The 23,442-nt window shown below is 46.4% G+C and carries 27 protein-coding genes; 23 read left to right on the top strand and 4 right to left on the bottom strand.

Going from position 1 to position 23,442, the window contains the following annotated elements; translation table 11 throughout:
- Positions 1-539: 539 nt before the first annotated feature.
- Positions 540-1,103, top strand: a complete 564-nt coding sequence (locus tag FGT79_RS17615; RefSeq protein ID WP_246096477.1) for a helix-turn-helix domain-containing protein — start codon at positions 540-542, stop codon at positions 1,101-1,103.
- 358 nt (positions 1,104-1,461) lie between these two features.
- Here the strand turns inward: FGT79_RS17615 and FGT79_RS17610 are convergent, their stop codons facing one another.
- Positions 1,462-1,662, bottom strand: coding sequence for a helix-turn-helix domain-containing protein (locus tag FGT79_RS17610; protein ID WP_138754418.1), 201 nt, complete (start codon positions 1,660-1,662; stop codon positions 1,462-1,464).
- Between the two features lie 102 nt (positions 1,663-1,764).
- Between FGT79_RS17610 and FGT79_RS31955 the strand changes: the two genes are divergently transcribed.
- From FGT79_RS31955 to FGT79_RS17595, 3 genes are all read left to right on the top strand, one after another.
- Positions 1,765-2,415, top strand: coding sequence for a polymorphic toxin-type HINT domain-containing protein (locus tag FGT79_RS31955; RefSeq protein ID WP_246096476.1), 651 nt, complete (start codon positions 1,765-1,767; stop codon positions 2,413-2,415).
- Positions 2,416-2,500: 85 nt separating this feature from the next.
- Positions 2,501-3,334 carry a hypothetical protein gene (locus tag FGT79_RS17600; protein WP_138754142.1) on the top strand — a complete coding sequence of 278 codons (834 nt, stop codon included), beginning with the start codon at positions 2,501-2,503 and terminating at the stop codon, positions 3,332-3,334.
- A gap of 18 nt (positions 3,335-3,352) precedes the next feature.
- A complete protein-coding gene (locus FGT79_RS17595) occupies positions 3,353-3,601 on the top strand; it encodes a DUF7336 domain-containing protein (RefSeq protein ID WP_246096475.1) in 249 nt (82 codons plus the stop codon).
- A gap of 171 nt (positions 3,602-3,772) precedes the next feature.
- On the opposite strand, the gene FGT79_RS17590 is transcribed toward FGT79_RS17595, so the two are convergent.
- Positions 3,773-5,020: an FAD-dependent oxidoreductase gene (locus FGT79_RS17590; protein ID WP_138754141.1), complete on the bottom strand. Its 1,248-nt coding sequence runs from the start codon at positions 5,018-5,020 to the stop codon at positions 3,773-3,775.
- Between the two features lie 148 nt (positions 5,021-5,168).
- On the opposite strand from FGT79_RS17590, the gene FGT79_RS17585 reads away from it, so the two are divergent.
- From FGT79_RS17585 to FGT79_RS17575, 3 genes are read left to right on the top strand one after another with little or no spacing between them, the layout of a single operon-like run.
- Complete coding sequence (locus FGT79_RS17585) at positions 5,169-6,212, top strand: substrate-binding domain-containing protein (protein ID WP_138754140.1); 1,044 nt, start codon at positions 5,169-5,171, stop codon at positions 6,210-6,212.
- Positions 6,196-6,594, top strand: coding sequence for a DNA glycosylase family protein (locus FGT79_RS17580; RefSeq protein WP_425465026.1), 399 nt, complete (start codon positions 6,196-6,198; stop codon positions 6,592-6,594). The genes FGT79_RS17585 and FGT79_RS17580 overlap by 17 nt, the downstream gene beginning before the upstream one ends.
- Positions 6,595-6,611: 17 nt before the next feature.
- On the top strand, positions 6,612-7,304 hold the full coding sequence (locus FGT79_RS17575) for a DNA alkylation repair protein (protein WP_138754415.1): 693 nt from the start codon (positions 6,612-6,614) through the stop codon (positions 7,302-7,304).
- 18 nt (positions 7,305-7,322) lie between these two features.
- Here FGT79_RS17575 and FGT79_RS17570 read toward each other — a convergent pair whose 3' ends face one another.
- The gene (locus FGT79_RS17570) at positions 7,323-7,844 is read right to left on the bottom strand and encodes a methylated-DNA--[protein]-cysteine S-methyltransferase (protein WP_138754139.1); all 522 of its coding nucleotides are present in this window, start codon (positions 7,842-7,844) and stop codon (positions 7,323-7,325) included.
- The gene (locus FGT79_RS17565; RefSeq protein WP_138754138.1) at positions 7,844-8,419 is read right to left on the bottom strand and encodes a bifunctional transcriptional activator/DNA repair enzyme AdaA; all 576 of its coding nucleotides are present in this window, start codon (positions 8,417-8,419) and stop codon (positions 7,844-7,846) included. Before FGT79_RS17565 ends, FGT79_RS17570 begins: the two co-directional genes overlap by 1 nt.
- A gap of 167 nt (positions 8,420-8,586) precedes the next feature.
- Between FGT79_RS17565 and FGT79_RS31255 the strand changes: the two genes are divergently transcribed.
- The 16 genes from FGT79_RS31255 to FGT79_RS17490 all read left to right on the top strand — a co-directional run bounded on the left by FGT79_RS31255 (position 8,587) and on the right by FGT79_RS17490 (position 23,439).
- Entirely contained in the window at positions 8,587-8,733 is a 147-nt protein-coding gene (locus FGT79_RS31255) for a hypothetical protein (RefSeq protein WP_171056301.1), read from the top strand.
- Positions 8,734-8,889: 156 nt separating this feature from the next.
- Positions 8,890-9,123 carry a hypothetical protein gene (locus FGT79_RS17560; protein WP_138754137.1) on the top strand — a complete coding sequence of 78 codons (234 nt, stop codon included), beginning with the start codon at positions 8,890-8,892 and terminating at the stop codon, positions 9,121-9,123.
- Positions 9,124-9,248: 125 nt separating this feature from the next.
- A complete protein-coding gene (locus FGT79_RS17555) occupies positions 9,249-10,700 on the top strand; it encodes a serine hydrolase domain-containing protein (RefSeq protein WP_138754136.1) in 1,452 nt (483 codons plus the stop codon).
- A 222-nt stretch (positions 10,701-10,922) separates the two neighbouring features.
- On the top strand, positions 10,923-11,231 hold the full coding sequence (locus FGT79_RS17550; RefSeq protein ID WP_138754135.1) for a hypothetical protein: 309 nt from the start codon (positions 10,923-10,925) through the stop codon (positions 11,229-11,231).
- Positions 11,232-11,304: 73 nt separating this feature from the next.
- Positions 11,305-12,360, top strand: coding sequence for a M42 family metallopeptidase (locus FGT79_RS17545; protein WP_425465025.1), 1,056 nt, complete (start codon positions 11,305-11,307; stop codon positions 12,358-12,360).
- An 893-nt stretch (positions 12,361-13,253) separates the two neighbouring features.
- On the top strand, positions 13,254-13,541 hold the full coding sequence (locus FGT79_RS17540) for a hypothetical protein (protein ID WP_138754133.1): 288 nt from the start codon (positions 13,254-13,256) through the stop codon (positions 13,539-13,541).
- A 180-nt stretch (positions 13,542-13,721) separates the two neighbouring features.
- Positions 13,722-14,477 carry a YveK family protein gene (locus tag FGT79_RS17535; protein ID WP_138754132.1) on the top strand — a complete coding sequence of 252 codons (756 nt, stop codon included), beginning with the start codon at positions 13,722-13,724 and terminating at the stop codon, positions 14,475-14,477.
- Positions 14,458-15,150, top strand: a complete 693-nt coding sequence (locus FGT79_RS17530) for a CpsD/CapB family tyrosine-protein kinase (RefSeq protein WP_138754131.1) — start codon at positions 14,458-14,460, stop codon at positions 15,148-15,150. The genes FGT79_RS17535 and FGT79_RS17530 overlap by 20 nt, the downstream gene beginning before the upstream one ends.
- A 183-nt stretch (positions 15,151-15,333) precedes the next feature.
- Positions 15,334-16,242, top strand: coding sequence for a UTP--glucose-1-phosphate uridylyltransferase GalU (gene galU / locus FGT79_RS17525; protein WP_138754130.1), 909 nt, complete (start codon positions 15,334-15,336; stop codon positions 16,240-16,242).
- Positions 16,239-16,937 (top strand): sugar transferase, encoded by a 699-nt coding sequence (locus FGT79_RS17520; protein WP_138754129.1) that lies wholly within the window; start codon positions 16,239-16,241, stop codon positions 16,935-16,937. Before galU ends, FGT79_RS17520 begins: the two co-directional genes overlap by 4 nt.
- 12 nt (positions 16,938-16,949) lie before the next feature.
- Positions 16,950-18,068 carry a glycosyltransferase family 4 protein gene (locus FGT79_RS17515; RefSeq protein ID WP_138754128.1) on the top strand — a complete coding sequence of 373 codons (1,119 nt, stop codon included), beginning with the start codon at positions 16,950-16,952 and terminating at the stop codon, positions 18,066-18,068.
- Between the two features lie 21 nt (positions 18,069-18,089).
- Positions 18,090-19,475, top strand: coding sequence for a hypothetical protein (locus FGT79_RS17510; protein WP_138754127.1), 1,386 nt, complete (start codon positions 18,090-18,092; stop codon positions 19,473-19,475).
- The gene (locus FGT79_RS17505) at positions 19,472-20,641 is read left to right on the top strand and encodes a glycosyltransferase family 4 protein (RefSeq protein WP_138754126.1); all 1,170 of its coding nucleotides are present in this window, start codon (positions 19,472-19,474) and stop codon (positions 20,639-20,641) included. The genes FGT79_RS17510 and FGT79_RS17505 overlap by 4 nt, the downstream gene beginning before the upstream one ends.
- Positions 20,641-21,792, top strand: coding sequence for a glycosyltransferase (locus FGT79_RS17500; protein WP_138754125.1), 1,152 nt, complete (start codon positions 20,641-20,643; stop codon positions 21,790-21,792). The genes FGT79_RS17505 and FGT79_RS17500 overlap by 1 nt, the downstream gene beginning before the upstream one ends.
- Positions 21,767-22,339 carry an LbetaH domain-containing protein gene (locus FGT79_RS17495; RefSeq protein WP_138754124.1) on the top strand — a complete coding sequence of 191 codons (573 nt, stop codon included), beginning with the start codon at positions 21,767-21,769 and terminating at the stop codon, positions 22,337-22,339. Before FGT79_RS17500 ends, FGT79_RS17495 begins: the two co-directional genes overlap by 26 nt.
- A gap of 68 nt (positions 22,340-22,407) precedes the next feature.
- On the top strand, positions 22,408-23,439 hold the full coding sequence (locus FGT79_RS17490) for a glycosyltransferase family 4 protein (protein ID WP_138754123.1): 1,032 nt from the start codon (positions 22,408-22,410) through the stop codon (positions 23,437-23,439).
- The last annotated feature ends 3 nt before the right edge of the window (positions 23,440-23,442 follow it).

The following is a 23,442-nucleotide window of genomic DNA, read 5'->3' as shown; positions in this document are numbered from 1 at the left end:
CAATAACACATATAATCAATGTAGTACCCGTATGAAGATTTCTCCATTTCGGTTGTACGCACATCAATTACTTTAATTTTATAACCTAAATATCACTATTCCGTTACGTAAAACAGGTTGATTATGGTCAGATACCACCATGATTGACCTGTTTTTTGTTATCTTCGTTTTCTCACGTTTTTTCAATATGTCTCGCAACTGTAGAATACCCTATCCCGATAGAAAGGGTGAGAAGGTCAGAAGTCGCATCTTCTTATATGGATAGCACGACAATTAATAGTAGGGGTGGCAAACTTGAAGTATTTTGATTCTGATCGCAACTGAACTGGCCTTTACAGCGATTGTTACATCGTAAGAAAGAAATCTGCTGACGAGTAGTTGACATATACAGGTAAGGATGCGTTTAAGGCTAGCCGCCTTCCTGACTTCATAGCCGCCGTGTGGCAGTGTAATCAAATACGCAGAAGGCAGGGATTTATATGACAACAAGGACTAATGATTTCGTTTTGATTCAAAACCGCCAAGCGGCTAACGAGTAAATGGACAAGGTAAGTCAAGAAAGCGAGTTCACGTCTCTTCACAAGGGATTTACCAAAGTACCACATAAAATCCATCGTTGTTACGGCTTAAGCCAGTACGAGAAGTTGATACTGGTTGACCTTATCGCTTATATGAGCGACAAGGCTCAGTGTTACCCGACCCATGAGATGATTGCCCGAAATGTCGGGAGTAGTTCCAAGACGATAGAACGCCACATCAAGGAGTTGGCTGATAAGAAGCTGATTCTTGTCAGTCAGGGGAAGAACAATACCTACTACTTGCCGAACTATCTTCACTGCCATCCGTTATTGCTGATAAGCGAGAAAACGCATGAGTTTATTGGCAGTGTTCGAAAGCAGGTTAATGAAAGGGAACTGACTTTGTGGGTTCAGGAAGTCATCAAGAGTGAGGAGTACAAGGCATTTATCGCTCAACTTCAAAAACTCAATGTACGACGACTGCCATTTGAGAAGTTTGCCGAAAAGGAAATACTGGACAGCTATGCTCAATTCCTGAGAATCGAGTTTGGCAAGCGATTTCCGCCCGATGAGAACGGACAATAATGACGAGTCTGTTCTCTCATCAGACTCTCTGTCCTGACAACCGCCATACAGTCTGTTGATGACAAGAAAACTGGGGCTGTAGACAAAGTGTCCACGGATTTGACGCAGAGTCGGTTATGCAAGACTGAGAGTCTGAAAGGCAGACATAAAGTCTGTTGCCAACCGTCAGAGAGTCTCACTAATAATAATCATTAACAATACTCAATAAAGAAGAATCAAGCTAAGAATCACTTGAAAAAGAAACAGCAGACACGCCGTTGGCGGTCTGCGATTTCGGGGGAGAGGGGATTGGTGAGATGGCATATAACTCTTTACATGAATGGAGAGATTCTAATGTCGCCGTGGGCGGTATGCTTGCTCAATCAATTTCTATCAGTTCTTCAATTCTGACGTTGAGTGTTTTACAAACGAGTTCCAATGTCTCTAAGTAAACCCTGTCAACATTGTCAGAACAAAGATGGTTGATTGTGCTTGCTCGTAACCCTGTTAATCTTGCCAGTTCCCGTTGAGATATTCCTTTCTGCTCTAACAATTGGCGTAACTTCACTCGAATTGCTATGCTTATCCTCCTGACGAGTAACGCTTAACCGTACTGAATTTATGAAGCAATAAGGTTCTCGCTAAATCTGACGAAACCGGAGAAGTAGCATACAAGGAAGTCGTGGGGCTGTTCCAGAAGCAGGCTGATGAAATCTACTATGTCCACATCGGGAATGAAATCATCGAGGTTACGGGTGAGCATCCGTTTTGGTTGGATGGTAAGGGATGGACGTTTGTTAAAGAACTGAAAGTTGGCGACTTGCTTGTTTCAAGTGACGGTACTAAACTGGCAATAGACAAGATTGAAAAAGAGCCACGAGAAGCAACTGTTTACAATTTTGAGGTTGAGGATTTTAATTCGTACTTTGTATCTAATCTTGGGATTTGGGTACATAACTGCGATATAAATCCTTCTCCAAATCAATTATTGGGTATTAAAAAAGGTGGTGGAAATCCGAGGTCTGCTTTGAATGATATTGTTAAAGCGAAAGACGGAGCAAGTTCAAAGTCACGCGACTTGACTAAAGATGAAAAGAAAATAGCTAATCAAATATTGAATGACATTGTCGATGCAAAGAATGGAAATACGGCTGCACTTGCAAGTTTACAAGCAAGGGGAGATCATGCTCTTGAAAATCGTGCTTCTTCTGGTAATTATGCTGGATGGAATTCTGTTTACGTAGGTACAACCGGTGGAGCTAGTAATACAGTACGTGTACTCTATAAGCAAACAAGTAATGGTATACAATGGAATGTAGCAATTTGGCATTGAGTTACAAATTTATTTAGATCTGAGGAGGTCATGCGAAGTGTGCATGGCCTTCTATTTAAAGTATATTAGCTAAAAGGAGATCGTTATGGAAGATAAATCAAAAGGAATCAACTCCATATTTAAATACTTAACTCAAAGTAATGAAGGCTCGCCGGAGTTTGAAACCTTTATGGCCTTTTTACGTGGTTTGAAGGATTATTCATCCTTATTGGATATTTATGACGTAGAATTTATCGATCATCTGTTGGAAGAAGTGTTACCAAAAACAAACGAAGAGTGTAGCAAGGCATTGATAATTGAGACTATTGTGGAAGCGACTTACGGTAATGCAGAGAACAATATGTTAAACGAGCTTTTTCATGATTACATTCTTCTAGTGGAACGACACGCTACCACGATAAAAAATGCGGCGATATGTTTAAGGGGAATGATTGCTTCAGGCTTAAGTAGTAGGGATGTGTTTGTTCGGATCGCCATGTTTCAGGATAAATCATACGCCGTTTCATTGTTAACCTTCATAAACTTTCATTCATGGGGGGAACTGCCTTCTGAATTAACTGAACTTCAAGCGGAGGTGGATGACGCACAAAAGATAAGGGAGCGTTCTTATATTTTCACGCAATTTTTAGTTATTCTACATCCTTTTATTAGTAAATACCAAAGGGTAAGCTCCATAGATTTTGTATTTGATTATGAAGGAGCGCATGTCGATTGGCCTTTTAGTCATAAGGGCAGTGCATTAAGGTTAATTAAACAAAATATCATTGATGAGAGAGAAGGGACAATATTTGAAGAGTTGGGTATGCTCATTCATGATGAATCTATAGATTTACATTCAATAAAAGTTTTAAATCTGTATCAAGCGCTTTTCGATGGAAGAGATCCTCTGAATATAATTTTCACACTTCCAAAAGGTTAATAGGAAAGTAACTGTGATATGTATGAAAGTGAGGAGAGCGATATGGACTTTGTATATTTGGTACATCACACCTATGAAGTCGACTTAAACGAGGAACCGAAATTGATTGGCATTTATTCAACACGGGAGAAGGCAGAACAGGTCATTGAGATGTATAAGAAGAAAATAGGATTTCGGGACTATTTGGATGGATTTTATATTATTAGCTATGAGGTGGATCGCAATCATTGGCAAGAAGGCTTTCTCACAATTGACTACAAATCATAAGCGGATATTGGATCATCAACTATCAAACGAGCAAAATGCTTTATGCTTGTGAAGTGGATAGGGTACAACAATAGCGCGACTTAATTAATAGATATAGCCCCACAGCCATCCTCTATTTCAAAGAGATGCCTCGGGGCTCTAATTTGTATTAAGGCTAGCACAAGCTAACCACTAAATAAAAACAACACCTTGTACAGCAAGCTTCTCATGAAGCTGCGGAATTGAGATGTCAGCAACTGGTACATTATCGCTGATGGCAATAGTGGCAGCAATGCCCGCTGCTTGACCGAGCGCATAGCAGGTCGCTTGAACGCGCATGGAGGACATAGCGACATGGGATGCGGATATGCTGCGGCCAGCGACAATTAAGCCTTCCACATGCTCAGGAAGCATGCAGCGATAGGGGATGTCGTAACCCTCCAGCTTCCGTTCATCCGTGTTCGCTCCACCGGTTGGATTATGAATATCGATTTCATAGTTGGTCTGTGCGACTACATCCTCGAAGCGGCGACCACTCGTCAAATCATCCTCTGTCAGTGTATAGCGGCCCTCGATCTGGTTGGTCTCTCGTACACCAACCTGACCGGGCACATGGGACAATATATGATTCGGATGTTCGGTACGCTGCAAGTAATTAGCTACGGAGAACACCTGCCTCAGCGATTCCTTCTCTGCATAGTTAATATCCTCGATTCTGGCACCATTGCCTCTAACTCTAGTCATGTTCACCAGCAGCGTGCCATCGCCCATATGGCTCCAATGCAGAAGACGGCCTTGCGGCAATTCCTCGACGGATTCATAGTTATAGCAGTCCTCAGGTAGATAAGGAGTTACAGGCTTACCAGTATCCTGCATCATGAACATCAATGTCATCGGCTGCGTTAAGCCATCTTCACTGCGCCCCGAGTGTATGGGCACACCTGCCTCAGCGGCAACTCTAGCATCACCTGTACAGTCAATGATGACACGGCCTTCGAAAGCGCGGAGCCCTTCGCGTGTATTGGCGATGACGCCAGTCAACTTCTTGCCTGACATAATTGGCGATATGAAGCTGGTGTGATAATAGACGTCAATGCCTTCATTCTCCAGCTTCCGATTCAAATAATGGCGCAGCTCAAAAGGCGAATATTGCGGCCAAATCGACTCATGATGGGAGCTCGGAAGTGCTGCTGGCAAGAATTCCGCGATCATTTCGCGATAAATCCCCGTTACATTGCCTACGCCCATGAAGATACTTACATTACCAAGCGTACCCATGCCTCCTAATTGACCGGAATGCTCAAGCAGAATCGTTTTGCTTCCGCAGCGCGCAGCGCTAATAGCGGCTGCTGTACCGGCGGGACCTCCTCCTACGACAATAACATCGGCTGAAGTGTGTATGGGAACGATTCGCTGCATCGTGACTTCTTTGTTCAACATGTAGTATTTCCCCTCTCATATTTGATCTGAAGATGCATTGTGCGGTTCAGGCTGTATCCGTTGCTTTCAGTCTAGGAGAAAATGATCGTATTTTATAGTTTCATTTTTGTTACAATTAACGCAGCATAACTCTCGAGGAGGCGCTTCTATGCCGCGAAAAAAAACCGTCACCCTGCATACGATTGCAGAGGAGCTTGGCTTAACGATTCATACCGTTTCGAAAGCGCTGCGAGGTTTGCCGGGCATGTCCGAAGCGACGCGTAAAGCAGTAGCGGATTGTGCACGCAAGCATGGCTACCGGACGAAGGAGCAGGAATCGGGCATGTTCGCGGAGCGCATATCATGGGCGAACACGAATCCGCGGCGATTTGCCATGCTGCTGATCGGGGAGTCACTCTTTCATCGCATGCAGCTTGAAGGTGTACAGCTTCGGTTGAATGAGCTCGGACACTCCTTATATCCCCTGCTGGTGCCAGCCACCCTGACGAATGAATTGGAACTGTCTGAGTGGCTGGAACAGAACGGTTTGTCTTTTGCGGATGGCCTGTTTCTGACTGCAGCCATACCGGCGTGGATGGAAGCGACACTCTTAAAGCTGAATATGCCCAAGGTGCTCTTAAATTTCCCTTCCGTTCTGGCTGAGGTAGACAGCGTAATTTGGGATGTAGAATACGCGATTCATCGGACGATGGAGGAACTGTACCGCTCAGGTCATCGTCAAATTCTGTACGTTGGTGAAATCGAGCCGCAGCGTGGCTTTCGCTTAAGATGGCAGGCTTTCGAAGCGGCGGCGGAGCGGCTGGGCTTGATTGGCTTGGCCAATTCGGACAAGCATCTTACCATGACAACAGCAGATCGTACTGTATGGATGTCTTTGCTGCGTGAACGGCTAAACTCTGGCCAATATACGGCTGTCATTGGTGCAATTCCAGGCGTGGCTGAATGGGTTTATATCGCCGCAGCCTTTCTCGAATTTAATATTCCAGAGCATTTCTCGCTTGTCGGGATGGAAAATGAGGAACATACCTATTTTCCCGGTATGACAAGACCTCTTCTGCTTGTAAGGGAAGCAGGAGAGCGGGCCGCTGAGCTCATGCTTCGACGTATCGCGAACCCGCTGCTGCCTTACGAGCATGTTAGACTCAGAGGATCATTTTATAAGGGGCATACGATTCGTGATATCCATTCCTGAGGTCATGGATTTGGCATGCGATATGCCTACGATCACAACGAAGTATTCTGATTTTGGACAAGCAGAAACCGATTTCTTGTCTCATGCAGACCCTGTGCTGGGCGAAGCGATTCAGCGTCTAGGCAAGGTCGAGCGCGTCATCATGCCCGATCTGTTCACCGTGCTTATCCATGCTATTGTCGGTCAGCTAATTTCGGCGAAGGCTGCGCATACGATCTGGGAGCGGATGCAGGAACGGCTTGGTGCGATAACGCCGGCCAACCTAGCAGAGCAGCAGGCCGAAACGATTCAAAGCTGCGAGCAATTCAATGCTTATTGCCATCGATATTCGCCGCATGGGTCGGTGGCATCTATTTATTTGTGGAGATTATCCTTTGAATAACGAAGAGGAGTGAAATGATGGCCTATCACATAAAGGAACAGCTGCATGCGCTCGCGGAAGAAGATTATCGGAAGTTTACTTCTGCATTAATACCGAACGTAACGAATATACTTGGAGTTCGTCTTCCTGAGCTACGTAATCTAGCTAAACCGATTGCGAAAGGTGATTGGAGAGATTACCTCCATCATGCCGAGAGCGATTATTTTGAGGAAATCATGCTGGAGGGGATGGTCATCGGCTTAATTAAAGCGGAGCCCAATGAGCTTTTACGACGAATTGCCGATTTTGTTCCCAAAATAGATAATTGGTCGGTATGCGACAGCTTCTGTATCGGACTCAAAATGACCAAAAACAATAAGGCTGCGGTATGGGACTTTATTCAGCCGTATCTCGCTTCGACCAAAACGTACGAAATACGCTTCGGCGTTGTCATGCTGCTTACTTATTTCATAGAAGAAGTTTATATTCATCACCTATTTGAGCTGCTTGATCAGACTGACCGCAGCAGCTATTACGTCCAAATGGCGGTAGCGTGGGCGGTTTCTATTTGTTATATTAAGCTGCCGGAACAAACACAAGCTTACTTGGAGGACAATAAGCTTGACGATTTCACCTATAATAAGGCTTTATCCAAAATAACCGAATCATACCGCATAGATCCAGAAACGAAAAACAGCATACGCAGTATGAAACGGAAGAAACGAGTGTAGGTTACGCATGATGCAGTATTAGTCCGCTCGCCCTTCCAAGTCCAACAGCCTCATTTTCATGGGAATGCCGCCTCTGTAGCCGGTCAAGGCCCCGCGCTTCCCAATTACCCGGTGACACGGAATAGCGATGAGAAGGGGATTGGCACCAATTGCTGCTCCGACTGCTCTTGAGGCGGTGGGACGTGCAATCGCTTGAGCAATGTCCGAATAGGATAACGTTTGGCCGTAAGGAATATGGCAGAGCGTATCCCATATCGCGAGCTGAAAGGCTGTTCCCGCATAGTCCAACGGTATGGTGAAGCTTATACGCGTACCTTGCCAGTAAGCAATAAGCTCTTTCTTGTACGGTTCGAGCATGTCGTCGTTATGAACCCATTCACCGATAGGAAATCGTTTGTGCATAGCTTTTTCAAGCTCCGCTAATGATTGGCCTGGTGAACCGACGAAACAAAGCCCTTTTGAAGTGGCTGCAAGGTGAATATCCATATCGTCATACTGGAGTAGCGACCAATAGAGCTGTTGTGAAGCAGGTTGGTTCATTATTCTGTTAGGCCTCCATTCGTACTAGTATTTTTCTTGCGATAGCTTGCTGGTGTATGTCCGGTTTTCTTTTTGAAAAGGGTGATGAAATATGGCGTATTAGGCAATCCGATGCGTATGCCAATCTCCGAAACACTATGCTCCGAGTAAACCAGCAGCCGCTTGGCTGCCTCTATTCGAACCTGTTGAATATAAGCTACAGGGGTGAGCTGCTTGACTCTTCTGAAGGTTCGGTGAAGATGATAGGGGCTGCCATGAACAATCTCAGCAAGCAGCGCCAAAGTTAAAGGATGCATATAGTTGCGATCAATATATTCAGCTGCAGCTGCGATCCATTCTTCGACGGGAAGCTTCACACCACTAGGCTTGCAGCGCTTGCAAGGACGGAAGCCTGCTGACACTGCTTGTTCGGCGGAATCGAAGTAAGTGATGTTCTCTATGTTGGGCGGTCTGGATTTGCAGGAAGGCCTGCAATAGATACCCGTTGTTTTGACCGCATAAAAAAACCTTCCATTGTAGGACTCGTCGTTGTAAAGAACGGCATGCCATTTCTCCAGAAGCCCGAGCTCATTCATTTTACCTCACCTCCCCTAATAGTATAACCGTGAAAGTAACGTATGTACGGATTGGATAATGAATAAGCAAGATAATGAAATTGTAGGTCTAAGGCGCTTCATGTAACATATGATCGCTGGAAATCGTCTATAGATGACTGAGCCCATTATTCGGAGGAGGTATTCAGATGAGCAGCTTATGTCGGAGTATTGTTATTTGTATATTACTCATTACCGTTTTGAGCGGATGCGCGATTAGCGAAGCGGAACAGACGGAGCCTTCAATGGATTTGGCAGTTGTTTATTCATCGTTTGATGCATTAAAGGATGATTAAGCGTTCATTGCAGAAGTAAGGCTGAAGGGTGCTTTCGAACAAATACCAGAATATGCGGGCGGAACGTTCACATTAACAGAAGTAGAAGTAAAAGAGGTAATCAAAGGGGATGCGGGCTATAACGGCAAAGTCATCAACCTTTTTGGATTTGAAGCATTGAAAGCGGTGAAGGGAAATGATCGGTTCGTTCTGTTCATGAATCAGTATGAAGGGCCAATTATAACGGATGAAGCTTTTGTCATCTCCGGGCTTTTTCAAGGCAAGTTCAGAATAGACGACCAAGACACCGTACATTATGATGATCACGATTATTTGGAAACAGCAGCATTTCATCAGAAGCTGAATAAGCTAAGCCTAGCTTCCTTCCAAACATTGATTAAAGAAGAATAATGGAGAAACGACTAGAAGGGGCTAACATGATCTAGTTTTTTAAGCAAATATGATAGCGCTAACATAATATCTTGTCATTTATTTACATATGAAGTATCTTAGTCGTACAAAGGGGGAATGAAGCAATGGAAAAGACGAACCAACGATTACCTCGCAGTCAGCCTGAAGCACAAGGAATTCGTTCAGAAGCAATTATCGCATTTTTAAATGGGATTCAAGAACGGCAATTGGAGCTGCATAGCATGATGCTGCTTAGGCATGGCGTGGTAGTATCCGAGGGCTGGTGGAAGCCTTATGCATCAGAAGTTCCGCATATGCTGTTCTCGCTTAGCAAAAGCTTCACTTCATCCGCGATCGGTTTCGCTGCTGCAGAAGGGAAGCTTTCATTGGACGATGCGGTCGTCTCGTTCTTCCCAAGTGAGGTGCCGAATGAGTTAGAGCCAAATTTGTCTGCCATGCGTATTCGCCATTTGCTAATGATGGGAACCGGGCATGATCAAGATACAACAAACGGGATGGTAGAGAGCGAAGACGGGAATTGGGTTCAGGCGTTTCTCCAAGCCCCCGTCGAGCATGAGCCAGGTACACATTTTGTATATAACAGCGGAGCTACGTATATGCTGTCAGCGATACTCCAGAAGGTGACCGGGCAATCTTTGCTGTCCTATTTGCAGCCGCGTCTGCTTGAGCCGCTTGGCATTGATGGGGCTACTTGGGAATCCTGTCCGCGCGGCATACATGTGGGCGGCTGGGGGTTAAGTATTACAACTGAGGATATTGCGAAGTTCGGACAGCTGTATTTGCAGAAAGGCGAGTGGAACGGCCAGCGTATTTTGCAGGAGGAATGGGTAGCAGAAGCAACCTCCAAGCAAATAGCCAATGGAGACGGCGGAGCCAGTGATTGGGCTCAAGGCTACGGCTACCAGTTCTGGCGCTGCCGTCATGGTGTGTACCGTGGAGATGGCGCGTTCGGCCAATACTGTGTGGTGATGCCGGAGCAGGATGCGGTGCTCGTCATGACAGGCGGCACCAACGAGCTGCAAGGTGTACTCGATATGGTTTGGGAGCATCTGCTGCCTGCCATGGAGTCGTCTCCTCTCTCACTAGATCATGATGTGCAAGCTGGGCTTGCGGCGAAGCTGCAGAGCCTGACCCTGCAACCACCGCAGTTGCAGCAGGAATCGTCTCTGGAAGCCAATATCTCCGGAGAGACATACACGCTGGAAGAGAATAAGCATCAATGGAAGAGCATTGCCGTGAGCTTCGAAGATCATCATGCGGCCGTTGTCGTGGTCAAGGCTGAGGAGAACTTTACCCTTATCCTTGGCAGAAGCAGCTGGAACGAGGGAAGCACAAGGCTCATTCTAGATGGGGACAAAAGAGTCTTTGCCAGCTTCACTTGGGAACAGCAGGATACGCTTCTGATTACGATAAGATTTACGGAAACGCCATTTGCCTTCACCGGTACTCTTCAGTTTGAAGAGGGGAAGCTTGTTTTAAGCCTCATTTCAAACGTATTGCCCGATAAGACTAATGTTCGAGGGCAAAGAGTAGGATTGGAGCAACGGAAGGAATAGGAGCCTGTCATGGTCAATTAGTCATGAAATGGCCGAAGGCACCAGCAGGGATAGCATACCAGCTATCTCTCTTTCCTATGAGCGAGCCTAGGCTGATGCCCATTATATGCTATAGGATTTGGCTATTTGTAAGATCGAAGTTATGATAATAGGGAGCATGTTGAGATGAGCAATGAAAATATGGGACGCATAGGAACGAGATAAAATTTAGGAGGAATCATAATGGCGCAACGCTATCGGATTACAAGAGAATTCCAAGAAATGGATCAATCGGAGCAAACCATTTCATTGGAAGAAACCAAGAGCTATTTTATCACCAAGCCTGAATTTACTTATTCATCTGTATTTACGGTGAAAGGTGAAACCAGTATGACGATTGAGGGAGAGTTTTTCATGTGGAGTTATGGGGATGTATCGATCCCTTTCAGATATTTCCAAGGTGATATATACGTATCCGGTACAAATGAAGCGGTAATTCCCAAAATGCTTGAGGTTGCTAGCGAATTAAGGGCAGATGTAGTGGAAGGCTAGACTAATCGATACGATACGAGCATCGGCTGTGCGGAGCTGCGATCAGCGGATAACCCGAATATAAAGGAGAACAATGGCGATGACATCAACTTATGCACCGCAGCTAGATCGGACCTATATGCTTGCTCAGCTAGAGACGCTGCTGAATATGCCAAGTCCAAGCGGTTATTGCATGGATATTATGAAGTACATAGAGGCTGAAGCCAAGCGACTTGGTTACAGCCTCGAATACACGCCGAAAGGAAATGGCATCATTACCATCTCCGGCGAAACGACGTCCAAAGTTATTGGTTTGACTGCGCATCTAGATACGCTTGGCGCAATGGTGCGTTCGATTAAACCCAACGGAATGCTGCGTATTACGCCGATCGGCGGGTATGCGATGCACACGGTGGAAGGGGAGTATTGCGTCATACATACACGTGATGGGCGCAAATACGAAGGCACCGTGCTGTCTACCAAAGCATCTGTTCATGTATTCAAGGATGCGGGCGAGTGGAAGCGCGAAGAAGCGAATATGGAAATTCGAATCGATGAGCTGGTGAAAACGAAGGAAGAGACAGAGAAGCTAGGTATTTCCGCCGGCGATTTCGTATCGTGGGAGCCTCGTACCCGTATATTTGCGAATGGTTTGGTCAAATCGCGCCATCTCGACGATAAGGCAAGTGTAGCTGCTCTGCTTGGTCTTATGGAGTGGCTGAAGCGCGAAGGGAAGACGCCAGCCTATACGCTAAAGCTGATTTTCTCGACCTTCGAGGAGGTAGGGCATGGCAGCGCCTATATTCCGAGCGATATTACGGAGATGATCGCGGTGGATATGGGTGCTATAGGCGATGATCTGACGACGACGGAGATGGATGTTTCGATTTGCGCGAAGGATTCAAGCGGGCCATATGATTATGAAATGACTAGCCGGCTCATTGAGCTTGCAAAGCGGGAAAGCATTGCATATGCGGTTGATATTTATCCGTATTATGGCTCTGATGCATCGGCAGCACTGCGGGGCGGCAGCAATATCCGAGCAGCTTTAATCGGTCCTGGTGTTCACGCTTCTCATGGCATGGAGCGTACACACGCTGATGCGGTGGTGAATACGGCAGCCTTGCTGTTAGCGTATGTGATGGAGTAAGTAAAGGGAAATGAAACGGTCTGTGGGCAGCTTGCAGCGTGAGTGCAAGCGAGCTGCTCACGGGCTTTTTGCTGCCCATAATGAAGTGCCAGGAGCTCGTCTTCATGCTTTTTTTGTCAGAATCAGCCGCAAGTAGGCCCTTAGGCGAAGGAGGTAAAGTAGTCTATTAGTGATAGCTAAGAGGCAAAGGTTGGTTCGATTTCAGTGCTTGCGCAGCTTTATATTTATCCCGATTCATGGTTGAATATCCTGATCGACCGCAGCGGAAACGATTTCAATCCTCTATCATTTTTCCTCATTTACCTTTGAATGTCCGTTTTTAGCCGAAAAATAGCCCTTTTTTAAATTAGAATTTTGTTATTTTTGTTTTTTTGCTGTAAATATAACGTTCTCATGTTAGAAAATATACCCCAAAAAGACGGTTGCAGATCATGTCGACATAAGATTTTGTCCTGCTTTAGTAGGATGCTGGTCAATAGTCCCTTTTTTATTCGTGGAAATAACCGTTTTTTTGATCGTTTTGAGTTGTTCAGGGAGTCGGAAAAATGCGAAAATCCTATATTCTACTTGGGATTAAGGTGAATGGTGCTGCTGATCAACTGAGTCTTGAGTGGGAATCTCTCATAAAGTTAATAAAACGCTTTCAATTATCAGAATTATTAAATTCGATAACCTAAATAAAGACTTTTATATCCAACTATTCACATCAACTAGGCGTCCGTACTTAGAGAAAGCAGGACCAATATGAGCAGGAATGTCTAAATGCGACCATGTCTTTATTCCCTCAAGAATTATTTTCATCTGTGTCATACTAGAGTGCAACGAGGGGCAAGCAAGAAAAGAGTTTCAGGATTCAAAGGGTATGAGCGAGCTGATGAATGGAGGTTTCAGAGATGAATGTTTCAAATCAGGAGCAGAAGCGGGTAAGGCTGAAGCAATTTTTGAAAATATTATCCGAGGATCCTTCTCTACTGCAGCAGGATGGACAAATGGGAACGAGAACTTTGCCGGAGCTGCTTGTGGCGGTCGGCTGCAGGCTTCGCAACGAGCCGATTGATCTGGCTGAGCTGTTGTCACAGCTGCTTGGCAATCTAGGCTTGCATGCATGCTCATCCGATATGATGGAGTATGTCATGAACGGCGGAACCGTTGATGAATTTATAAACACAGCCAAGCAATAAGATCGTCCTTATTTGCAGGGGTTTTCGTAAAGGGCGGCTCCTACTAATAAGTGATGCCCAAAAGTTCGCGTTTTGAATAATTAATAAATTTTAATATTCATTTGGAGTAACTTTAAATTTGCGAATAGCAGAAACAACTGGAATAGCAGGACTGACTTTATTAGTAATGGAGGAACCATTTTGGAATTGAAACAGTATTGGCTCATCGTCAGAAGAAGGCTGTTGATGATCATTCTAATGATTACCGTGAGCTGTCTGGCCATCGGCCTATACTCCAGCTACTTTATTACGCCGCAATATGAGGCATCCGCTAAATTGATCGTTAACGATTATAAGGACAGCAGCTCACTCATTCCGAGCATAGACGTCGGTTCAATTAACTCTACGATCGGATTAATCAAAACCTATAAAGAAATTTTGAGAACACCGCGCATGATGAAGAAGGTTGTGAAGGAGTATCCGGCGCTTGGCGTGACATACAGAGAGCTCATCGGCAAAGTAAGCGTGAGCTCCGTTAACGAGACGCAGGTCATGTCCATATCGGTAAGAGATGACTCTTACGAGCAAGCAGCCCAAATTGCTAATGCAGTAGCCATTGTTTTTCAGAAGTCAGTGCCCGAGCTCATGAAGGTTGATAACGTCTCTGTCCTCGACCAAGCAGACCCTAAGGAGTATCACGGGCCGGTAGCGCCAAACGCCAAGATGAACATCGCAGTGACATTCATGCTGGCCCTTATGCTCGGTGTAGGGATTGCGTTTCTATTGGACTACTTGGATGACACGGTGAAAACCGAAGAGGATATCGAGCTGCTGCTTGAAGTACCGGTTCTAACCTCTATTCCTAAGTTTGAGGAACGGGATGCCATGGATAAGGTGAGCAACGCGCCGCTAAAGAAGCTTGCAGGGAGGGAACAGAATGTCTCGCTTGATTCCTAAGTGGAACCTTATTACCGAATTGAATCCGAAGTCGCCCATATCCGAAGGTTATCGCATGCTGAGGACGAACATCGAGTTCTCAACAATTAATTATAAGCTGCAGATTATTATGGTGACCTCCTCCAAGCCGAGCGAGGGTAAAAGCACCACCTGCGCCAATATGGCAGTCGCCTATGCCCAGGCTAACAAAAAGGTGCTGCTGATTGATGCGGACTTGCGCAAGCCGTCGCAGCATCACATCTTCGGCAAATCCAACCGAAGCGGGCTGACGACAGCTTTATTCAATCAACTGGCGCTTGAGGATATTATCCAGTTCACGAATACAGACAATCTATCGATCATTCAGGCGGGGCCGACGCCCCCCAATCCTTCGGAGCTGCTCTCCTCTGATCAAATGGCATCCCTTCTGAAGACGGCGAGAGAGAGGTTCGATGTGGTTATTATCGATACACCGCCTATTATGTCCGTTACAGATGCGCAGATCGTTGCTACACAAAGTGACGGGGTCGTGCTCGTTATCGATTCAGGGAAAGTGAAGAAGGAAGTTGTGCTCAAAGCGAAGGCATCAATCGAGCATGTAAAGGCGAAGCTCATCGGGGTCGTCTTGAATAAGATCAATCGAAATCATTCCGATATCTATTCCTACTACTACGGGGAAAAAACCGACGCTTAGTGCAGGTTAATCCAGCAAGGTCAGCAAGAATAGATAGGTAATGTCTCCTGCACCTCTATCACCGGAGGCACTCGGTCATGCTGTGGGTCAGCCGACCTTAGACGTTAATCGTCAAGGGTGTGATGTGAGGAGGGGTTTAATGCCCCCGTATGTCAAAAATACAATAGGATAGGGTGAAATCAAATGAAAAAAGTGAGAAAAGCCATTATCCCCGCTGCTGGACTAGGTACGCGTTTTTTGCCGGCAACGAAAGCAATGCCTAAGGAAATGCTGCCCATCGTCGATAAGCCAACTATTCAGTACATTGTGGAAGAAGCCATTGAATCAGGCGTTGAAGATATTATCGTCGTGACCGGCAAAGGAAAACGGGCAATCGAGGATCATTTTGATATCGCCTTTGAGCTTGAACATATATTGGCGGAAAAAGGAAAGTACGATATTTTGGAAAAAGTCAGAAAATCATCAAATGTGAATCTTCATTACATAAGGCAGAAAGAGGCGAAAGGGCTCGGGCACGCTGTCTGGTGCGCACGCAACTTTATCGGCGATGAGCCGTTTGCCGTCCTGCTTGGCGATGATATCGTCGAGGCCGACGTGCCTTGCACAAGGCAGTTGATCGAGCAATACGAGAAAACGGGACGCTCCGTCATCGGTGTTCAAAGTGTAGGAGTAGATCAGACGCATCGCTACGGAATTGTAGATCCAGGTCAACGGCTGGACAATCTGTACGAGGTTAATCGTTTCGTAGAGAAACCGCCGCAGGGGCAAGCTCCATCTAATCTGGCCATTATGGGTCGTTATGTGCTGACACCGGAAATATTCGAATATTTGGGACGGCATGAAAAGGGTGCAGGCGGAGAAATCCAACTGACCGATGCTATTCAAAGCCTGAATGTGAACCAAGGTGTTTATGCCTTTGACTTCCAAGGTATTCGCTATGATGTCGGCGAGCAGCTTGGCTTTATTATGACAAATATTGATTTCGCCCTCAGAAACAATGAGCTTAAGTTTAGATTGATGTCTGAGCTTGAGGATCTGATGGAACGGGAACTAAGCAAACAACTACTGTCTGGAAGGAGTGAGCGGGTATGACACCTCCGAACTATCAGGATGAAGCGGTAGTTGGCGTTTCGGATTATTACGCGAATGCCGTCCCTAGGCAAGCTGACAACGAAGCGGTAACGGTGTATGCGATTATGAAGCGAACGATTGATATTGTAGGCTCCTTCTGCGGCTTGTTGCTGCTTAGTCCGTTATTTATCGTCATCGCTATCCTTATCAAATGGGAGGATCCTAAGGGGTCCGTCTTCTTCTATCAAACGAGAATCGGCAAGGATGAGAAACCGTTCCGCATGTATAAATTCCGCTCGATGCTGACCGGGGCTGAGGATAAGCTCAAGGAGCTGCTCGATAAGAATGAGATCAGCGGTGCGATGTTCAAGATGAAGGACGATCCGCGTATCACGAAGATTGGCAAGTTGATTCGCAAGACGAGCATCGACGAGCTGCCACAGCTGCTTAATGTGCTGCGGGGCGAGATGTCCTTGGTAGGACCCAGACCGCCGCTTACACGGGAGGTTGCTGAGTATACGGAGTATGATAAGCAGCGCTTGTCCGTTACGCCGGGCTGCACAGGTCTTTGGCAGGTTAGCGGACGGAATAATCTATGCTTCAAGCAAATGGTTGAGCTCGATCTGGCTTACATTGAGAAAAAATGTATTTGGTTCGACATTAAAATCATGTTCAGAACAGTGAGAGCGGTCGTAGGCTCTCAGGACGCTTATTAGGAGTGAATCACGATGGCGAGAGTGCTGCATATTTCGGAATTTACTAAAGGCGGGATTGAGACCCACCTGAATGAGGTGCTGAGCTACCAATCGGACCGCCATGACATTTATCTCATGGCCTCCGAGCAGAACTCAAGTCCGGATACGCTGCGCATCAGCCATGATCGGCTGCAGCTGTATCCGTATAAGCGCAAGCCGGCCTATTTCATCCAAGCGGTAAGAGCGATTCATCGAACGGTAAAAGAGTTCAAACCGGATATCGTCCATGTTCACGGAACGTTCGCGGGTGTTTTCCTGCGGACGTTGTTTTTTTTCAAAAGCCGTCGGCCGATCGTTATTTATAATGCGCATGGCTGGGCCTTTCTTATGGACATTAAGCCATGGAAGAAGCGGATATTTGCTTTCATTGAGAAGATGCTTGCGCTTCGCACCGATTATATCATTCATATTTCGAAGCATGAATATGACAGGGCGCTGCATTACGGGCTGCCTGCTGGGAAGTCCGGCATCGTGTACAACGGTGTTTCGGACACGGCACCAATGACGGACACTGCGCCTTTCGAGACCAATCCAGACCGTATCAACCTGCTCTATGTCGGGCGATTCGACCGTCAAAAAGGATTCGATCTGCTGCTTGATGTGTTCAACGAGTATCGATTCACAAATGTAAATTTATATTTGGTCGGCGATACGGTGCTTGAGGAAGTCAGCTATGAGTTCCCAGACAATACGGTCAAGCTCGGCTGGATCGACAATTCGCAAATCGATCGTTATATGAACGCTTGCGATGCGGTCATTATTCCTTCGCGCTGGGAAGGCTTCGGCATTGTCGCTATCGAGGCGCTCAGGAATAAGAAGCCGGTCATAGCGAGCAATCGGGGTGCGCTGCCAGAAATCATTAAGCATGGCGTGAATGGCTATGTGTTTGACTTCAATAATAAGTCGGAGCTGGCTGCGATCATTAATGGACTCGACAAGCAGACGCTTGCTGTAATGGGACAAGCGGGTCTTGGTATTTTCAAGGAAAAGTTTCATTCGAATCAAATGAACAGTCGAATTGAGCGCTTGTATGAGGATGCACTGCAGAAACGAAGCGGCTCGTATACGGCTGCTGTCAACAAATATGTCTAGATCTACGGGGATGGAGAGAAGATGAGCCAAAGCTTGCAGAGTCAACCAATTGTGAAGGGGAGATCAGATAAACGAGCAGAGATCGTACAGTTTTTTCTGGCGCTGTATCTCATCGCTTTGCTGGTGCTGACCGTCTATCAGGATTTCCCTTTAGTGAATATGATCGGAGAGATCGGCAGGTCGCCTATTATATTGCTGCTGCCGCTTTTTGTTTTTTGTGAAATCGGGCTGCTTGCGAAGCACAAGCGTGTGGTGCATGGCTCGATGCTGCAAAAGTACGTGTTCGGTTTTATTTTGTATTTGAGTATCATCACGGTCTTCTATTTGCTCGTTCAGTTTCTGCAAGGCAGCTACAGCTATGGTTCTGAGTCGCTGCTCGGCAAAGGGATCAAGGTGCTCATCTATTTTGTATTAATTCTGCTCTACATTAGGCATATGCAGCTTGTATTTTCCCAAATCGTGAGCTTCAAAATGCTGTATGGCTGTTTTCTCGCAGTCGTAACGCTGCTGGTCATGATCATGATTCTAGAGCTTATGACAATGCCGAATGCCTTTACCTATCTACACTCGGGGAGTCATCCCTACTGGCGAGTAAGAATGCTGACCTCGGAGAGCAGCACCACCGGCTCCATCGTGGTTGTATATGCGTCGATCATGGTGTATTTGACCAAATATTTGAGCCCGTTTGCAAGAACACTCTCCATCCTATATGCGACTAGTTTTTTTCTGTTCTACATGTTCATCACCGGTTCGAAGGGCTTCATGATCATTATTCTGCTGACGCTCGTCGTCACCATGGTTAAGTTTCTTGATTTCCGCAAAAAGAAAAATTTCATTCTGCTGATCAGCGTCGTGCTGGCCATGTACATGTTCATTACGAACTTCTCGGCCGGTTTGCTCAGCTCATTCAGTAATGACATCGAAAACTACACATCCTCCTACACGCGAATGGGAACGATTATTATCGCGCTGATTACGGTTTTCCACAACCCGCTGGGGGTTGGAACAGGAGCCTATCTCATGTATTTCGATAAGTATGTGAATGATTCTATCAGCATGATGTCCCATTTCTATTACAGTACATTTGGCATCAGCCAGATCAATGCGGGGGAGCTGTTGCAATATTCGGGCTCGGATAAAAACTTAGGCGTCAAATCAGGCTTTTTCCAATGGGTCATGTTTGGCGGGCTGTTTTCGGTCCTATTCTTCTATCTACTGGCCAAAAATCTCATTATTAAAGCGAAATCCAGCTCCATTCTGTTTCTAGCGCTTATCTTTATCTTGTTCTCGATGCTGCTCGTTTCATTAGAAATCAAATACGAGGTATGGCTGCTGTTTGCATTCATCAGCTTGTTCCTTGGCAAGAACGAATTGCATTCTACTAATAGGCCGGGGGTAACTAAATGAAAATGCTAGTCGTGTGCAGTGATTTCCCTTATCCCGCCGACCATGGCGGAAGAGTCGATACATGGGGGCGCATTAAGGTGCTCTCAGAGCTTGGCTGGAAGCTGCATCTGCTCGTATGCGGCAAACAAATGCCGACGAAGGAAGAAATGAAGGCGGTGTACGCGTATGTAGAGGAAATTACGCTCTGCGACCGCCGAAGCAAGCTTGCGGATATGCTCCACAGCATTCCGATGCAGGTAAAGTCGCGAAGCGAGCTGAGAAACGTGGAGCTGTCCGGCGGTTACGATTATGTGCTGCTGGAAGGCGACTACGTTTATCCGATTCTGGATAACCCGAAGATCAGGCAGGATACGGCGATTCTAAGGGTGCATAACGATGAAGCTGTCTATTTCAAGGCGCTGGCGAGGAGCACGAAAAACATCGTCCACAAAATGTACTATCACATGGAGAGCAGTAAATTTGCCAAGCTGCAGAAGAAAATGCTGGAGAAGGTGGATAAGTATCTATTCATATCCAGCAAGGAGTTTGAGAGCTTCCGGAAACAGAATCCGAGAGCCAGAAGCTTGTTTCTGCCGCCGCCGGTAACGAATGGAAGCTTCGAGGCAAGCGATTTCCGCAGTAAGCATGTTGTCTTTATCGGGTCATTGTTCATGCCGAACAACAGGGAAGCCATTCAGTGGTATCTCGAACATATCCACCCGCTCATGCTGAAGGAGCCGGAATACAAATTCATTATCGCTGGCAACAGTCGGAAGCAGAGTCTGAGCTGGCTGGATGCTTACGATATGACGAACGTGATCGTACATGATACGCCGAAAAGTTTGACGGATATTTACCGAAACGGATATTTGTTCGTTAACCCGATGCAGAATGGAGCGGGCGTTAAGCTCAAGACGATTGAGGCCATTCAGAATGGCCTTCCGGTTATATCCACTTCGATTGGTTATGAGGGGACAGGGCTTGTAGACAATGAGCATATTATGATCGCGGACCGTCCAGAGCAATTTTACGGCAAAATCAAGCAGCTCTTCGATCAACCGCAAACCGCCAAGGCGCTGCTCGATTCATCCCAAGCGTTTCTGCGCATGCATTACAACCATAAAGAAGTGCTGAAAGACTATATGCAATCCTTGAACGCTAACGATCTAGTGAAGCAGGTGCTGTGATGAGTAACCAGAGAGTCAATGTGCTGTTTGTGACACATGCAGATAAGAAGGGCGGAGCTGAGCAAAGCCTCATTCATCTCATCAATTATTTGGACAGCACCCAATATCGGATCTTTCTATTAAGTCCGCGAGATGCCACTTATTTAAACGAGATAAGAGCCGACTATACGCATTTCCCGCTGCAGCTTGGCAGCATCAAACAGAAATTCGGCTTAGGTTATATCGAGACAGTCATGAAGATCAAGTCCTTTGTTCGGAGAAATAGGATCGACATCGTGCATGCCAATGGCTGGAGGGCCCCGTGGTATGCGGCTCCGCTCAAGTTGCTGGCGAAAAGCAAGCTGATCTGGCATCACCGCGATCATACGCATTTGCGCATGTTCAATCAGGTGCTGCCGCGGTTTTTCGACCAGGTCATCTGCATCTCGCATTTCGTTGCGAACGCGATTCATGGCAGCAATAAGACGATTATTTATAACGGCGTAGATCCAGAGCTTGCGCTTGCGAGAAAAACCCGGACGTTCATGGAGGATGACACGCTCGTTATCGGTACGTTCGGACGAATTGTGGAGTGGAAACGATACGATCTCATGATCGAAGCGGTGAAGAAGCTGGCGGACAGCGGCAGGATGAATTGGAAGCTGCTGATCGTCGGTGATACCTCAGTTGACGGCTCAGACGGCTACTACAATGAAATGATTGAAAGGGTGCTGTCATATGGCCTTGAGCATCATGTTGTGTTCTACGGCTACAGCAACAAACCTCTTGATGTGATGAAGGAATGTGACTTGACGATCAACTTCTCGCTTAATGAGCCGTTCGGCAGAGTCATCATCGAATCGATGCTCGCTCAGACGCCAGTCATAGTCGCAGATTCCGGCGGCGCGCCGGAAATTATTCATGAAACGAAAGGCGGCTTTATCGTTAAGGATGGTGATATTGATGAGCTTTATCAGACTATCCAGCTTGTGTATGACGGAGAGAGCGATCACGAAGCGATGTCGACTCGAGGTTATGAGAGCGTCATGAAGGATTTCAATATGAGCATGATTGCTCGTAGGGTTGAATTCACGTATCGCAAGCTGCTGACGCCTAACATGAAGCCGGAAGCAGCAGGAGGTTCCGATGAATATCTCATCCAGTCAGATTAGCATCGGCAAGCTGCTCGCCGTTCTGAAGGGTGCTGCTGTGCTGCCCTTGAAGACAAGCTCAGTTGGCAGGCTTGGACGGATTTCAGGCAAGCTTACATTGAAGAATAAAGGAAGGCTAATCGTCGGACGCAACGTATCCTTCCATGCGAAGCCGTTTCCATCCTCGGTTACGGTTGAGCGGAACGCAGAGCTGATTGTAGGCGATAACGTGTTTTTCAATTACGGGCTCGATATTGGCTGCACACAGTCGATTCTAATCGGCAGCAACACGATTATCGGTCCAATGGTCAATATTATTGATACGAACTTTCACCCCGTAGACATGGAGGATCAGTCGCGGGGCAAAAGCATCGTCATCTCCGATAACGTATGGGTTGGACGCGGGGCTGTTATTTTGCCTGGTGTAACGATCGGTGCGAATTCGGTTATTGCGGCGGGAAGTATTGTAACGCGGGATATTCCTTCTAATGTACTGGCAGGCGGAATGCCAGCCAAGGTGATCAGGGAGCTGCAGATTACGAAGGAATGGATTCGCAGATATAACTGAGTAACCGCACGAAGTAGGGGATTGGAAGACGGGATAATGAAACGGGCTAGGCTAGGGAGCGTAGGGCGATGAAAGTATGGATGTGGCCGAAGTCGAGCGAGCTAAATTTCTACAATGATTTATTGACGAATTCGCTAAGCCAAGAAGGCATGGAAGTAAAGGATCTGAAGCATGGCAAGCTGATGCTTCGGGTTGGTCAGGCCAAAGCGGGGGATGTTGTACATATCCACTGGATGCATCATGCATATCAGAACCGCAGCCTGCTGTTGTTTCTGGTGAAGTCGTTCATCTTCATTATGACCATGCTTTATTTGAAGGTTCGAAGGGTGCAGCTGGTGTGGACGATTCACAACTTATATCCGCATCAGGTGGCACATCCAGCGCTTGAACGATTCATGCGGACGCTGATCTGCAAGTTTTGCAGCAAGCTGCTGGTTGCCTCTGAGTCGATTAAGCGCAAGGTGATGAAGGAGTTCGGGGTGCCATCAGGAAAGCTCTTCGTAGTAAAGCACGGCCATTACCTTGGGGTGTATAAGTCCAAGGGTGTCAATTGCCGCGAAGCTTACGGCATAAGCGAGGATGCGGATATTTATTTGTTCCTTGGCGCGATTAAGGCTTACAAAGGCGTGGAGGATTTAATTGAAGCCTTTAACGCTATGAAGTTGCGTGATTCTTATCTCATTATTGCAGGCAAGGCAGATAAACAGATGGAATCCTATCTCAATAGTGTTCAGGATAAAGAAAATATAAGGTTGGATCTGCGCTTCATTCCGAATGAAGAGGTAGCGGATCTCATTAGTGCGGTTGACGTCATGGTTATGCCGTATAAGGAGATTACGACCTCGGGTTCAGCGATTCTCGGGCTGTCATTCAGGAAACTGATCGTTATGCCGGATAATGATTTTATTGATGAGTACTTCAAGGAGGACATGGTTGTTCGCTACAATCCCACTGATTACAACGGCTTGGAGAATGCTATGAAAACGGCGCTTAATGTGAAGAAGGAACAAAAATCGCCGCCCTATGAAGAGGTGCTGAGAGAGCTGGATTGGAGCATAATCGCACAAAAAATAAAAAAAGTTTACCAAGGATGGGGATGAAGG

It is taken from the genome of Paenibacillus sinopodophylli (assembly GCF_005930355.1).
Taxonomy (GTDB): domain Bacteria; phylum Bacillota; class Bacilli; order Paenibacillales; family Paenibacillaceae; genus Pristimantibacillus; species Pristimantibacillus sinopodophylli.
Note: the sequence above shows the minus strand (reverse complement) of the source record. Positions and strands in the feature narration are given on the sequence as shown.

Bases quoted from the DNA above. Each gene is read 5' to 3' on its own strand.
- FGT79_RS17505 (WP_138754126.1), top strand. From the start codon at position 19,472: ATGAAAATGCTAGTCGTGTGCAGTGATTTCCCTTATCCCGCCGACCAT.
- galU (WP_138754130.1), top strand. From the start codon at position 15,334: ATGAAAAAAGTGAGAAAAGCCATTATCCCCGCTGCTGGACTAGGTACG.
- FGT79_RS17490 (WP_138754123.1), top strand. From the start codon at position 22,408: ATGAAAGTATGGATGTGGCCGAAGTCGAGCGAGCTAAATTTCTACAAT.
- FGT79_RS17585 (WP_138754140.1), top strand. From the start codon at position 5,169: ATGCCGCGAAAAAAAACCGTCACCCTGCATACGATTGCAGAGGAGCTT.
- FGT79_RS17595 (WP_246096475.1), top strand. From the start codon at position 3,353: ATGTATGAAAGTGAGGAGAGCGATATGGACTTTGTATATTTGGTACAT.
- FGT79_RS17500 (WP_138754125.1), top strand. From the start codon at position 20,641: ATGAGTAACCAGAGAGTCAATGTGCTGTTTGTGACACATGCAGATAAG.
- FGT79_RS17545 (WP_425465025.1), top strand. From the start codon at position 11,305: ATGGCGATGACATCAACTTATGCACCGCAGCTAGATCGGACCTATATG.
- FGT79_RS17520 (WP_138754129.1), top strand. From the start codon at position 16,239: ATGACACCTCCGAACTATCAGGATGAAGCGGTAGTTGGCGTTTCGGAT.
- FGT79_RS17495 (WP_138754124.1), top strand. From the start codon at position 21,767: ATGAATATCTCATCCAGTCAGATTAGCATCGGCAAGCTGCTCGCCGTT.
- FGT79_RS17555 (WP_138754136.1), top strand. From the start codon at position 9,249: ATGGAAAAGACGAACCAACGATTACCTCGCAGTCAGCCTGAAGCACAA.
- FGT79_RS17575 (WP_138754415.1), top strand. From the start codon at position 6,612: ATGGCCTATCACATAAAGGAACAGCTGCATGCGCTCGCGGAAGAAGAT.
- FGT79_RS17615 (WP_246096477.1), top strand. From the start codon at position 540: ATGGACAAGGTAAGTCAAGAAAGCGAGTTCACGTCTCTTCACAAGGGA.
- FGT79_RS17540 (WP_138754133.1), top strand. From the start codon at position 13,254: ATGAATGTTTCAAATCAGGAGCAGAAGCGGGTAAGGCTGAAGCAATTT.
- FGT79_RS17515 (WP_138754128.1), top strand. From the start codon at position 16,950: ATGGCGAGAGTGCTGCATATTTCGGAATTTACTAAAGGCGGGATTGAG.
- FGT79_RS17600 (WP_138754142.1), top strand. From the start codon at position 2,501: ATGGAAGATAAATCAAAAGGAATCAACTCCATATTTAAATACTTAACT.
- FGT79_RS31255 (WP_171056301.1), top strand. From the start codon at position 8,587: ATGAGCAGCTTATGTCGGAGTATTGTTATTTGTATATTACTCATTACC.
- FGT79_RS17590 (WP_138754141.1), bottom strand. From the start codon at position 5,020: ATGTTGAACAAAGAAGTCACGATGCAGCGAATCGTTCCCATACACACT.
- FGT79_RS17530 (WP_138754131.1), top strand. From the start codon at position 14,458: ATGTCTCGCTTGATTCCTAAGTGGAACCTTATTACCGAATTGAATCCG.
- FGT79_RS17570 (WP_138754139.1), bottom strand. From the start codon at position 7,844: ATGAACCAACCTGCTTCACAACAGCTCTATTGGTCGCTACTCCAGTAT.
- FGT79_RS17565 (WP_138754138.1), bottom strand. From the start codon at position 8,419: ATGAATGAGCTCGGGCTTCTGGAGAAATGGCATGCCGTTCTTTACAAC.
- FGT79_RS17550 (WP_138754135.1), top strand. From the start codon at position 10,923: ATGGCGCAACGCTATCGGATTACAAGAGAATTCCAAGAAATGGATCAA.
- FGT79_RS17510 (WP_138754127.1), top strand. From the start codon at position 18,090: ATGAGCCAAAGCTTGCAGAGTCAACCAATTGTGAAGGGGAGATCAGAT.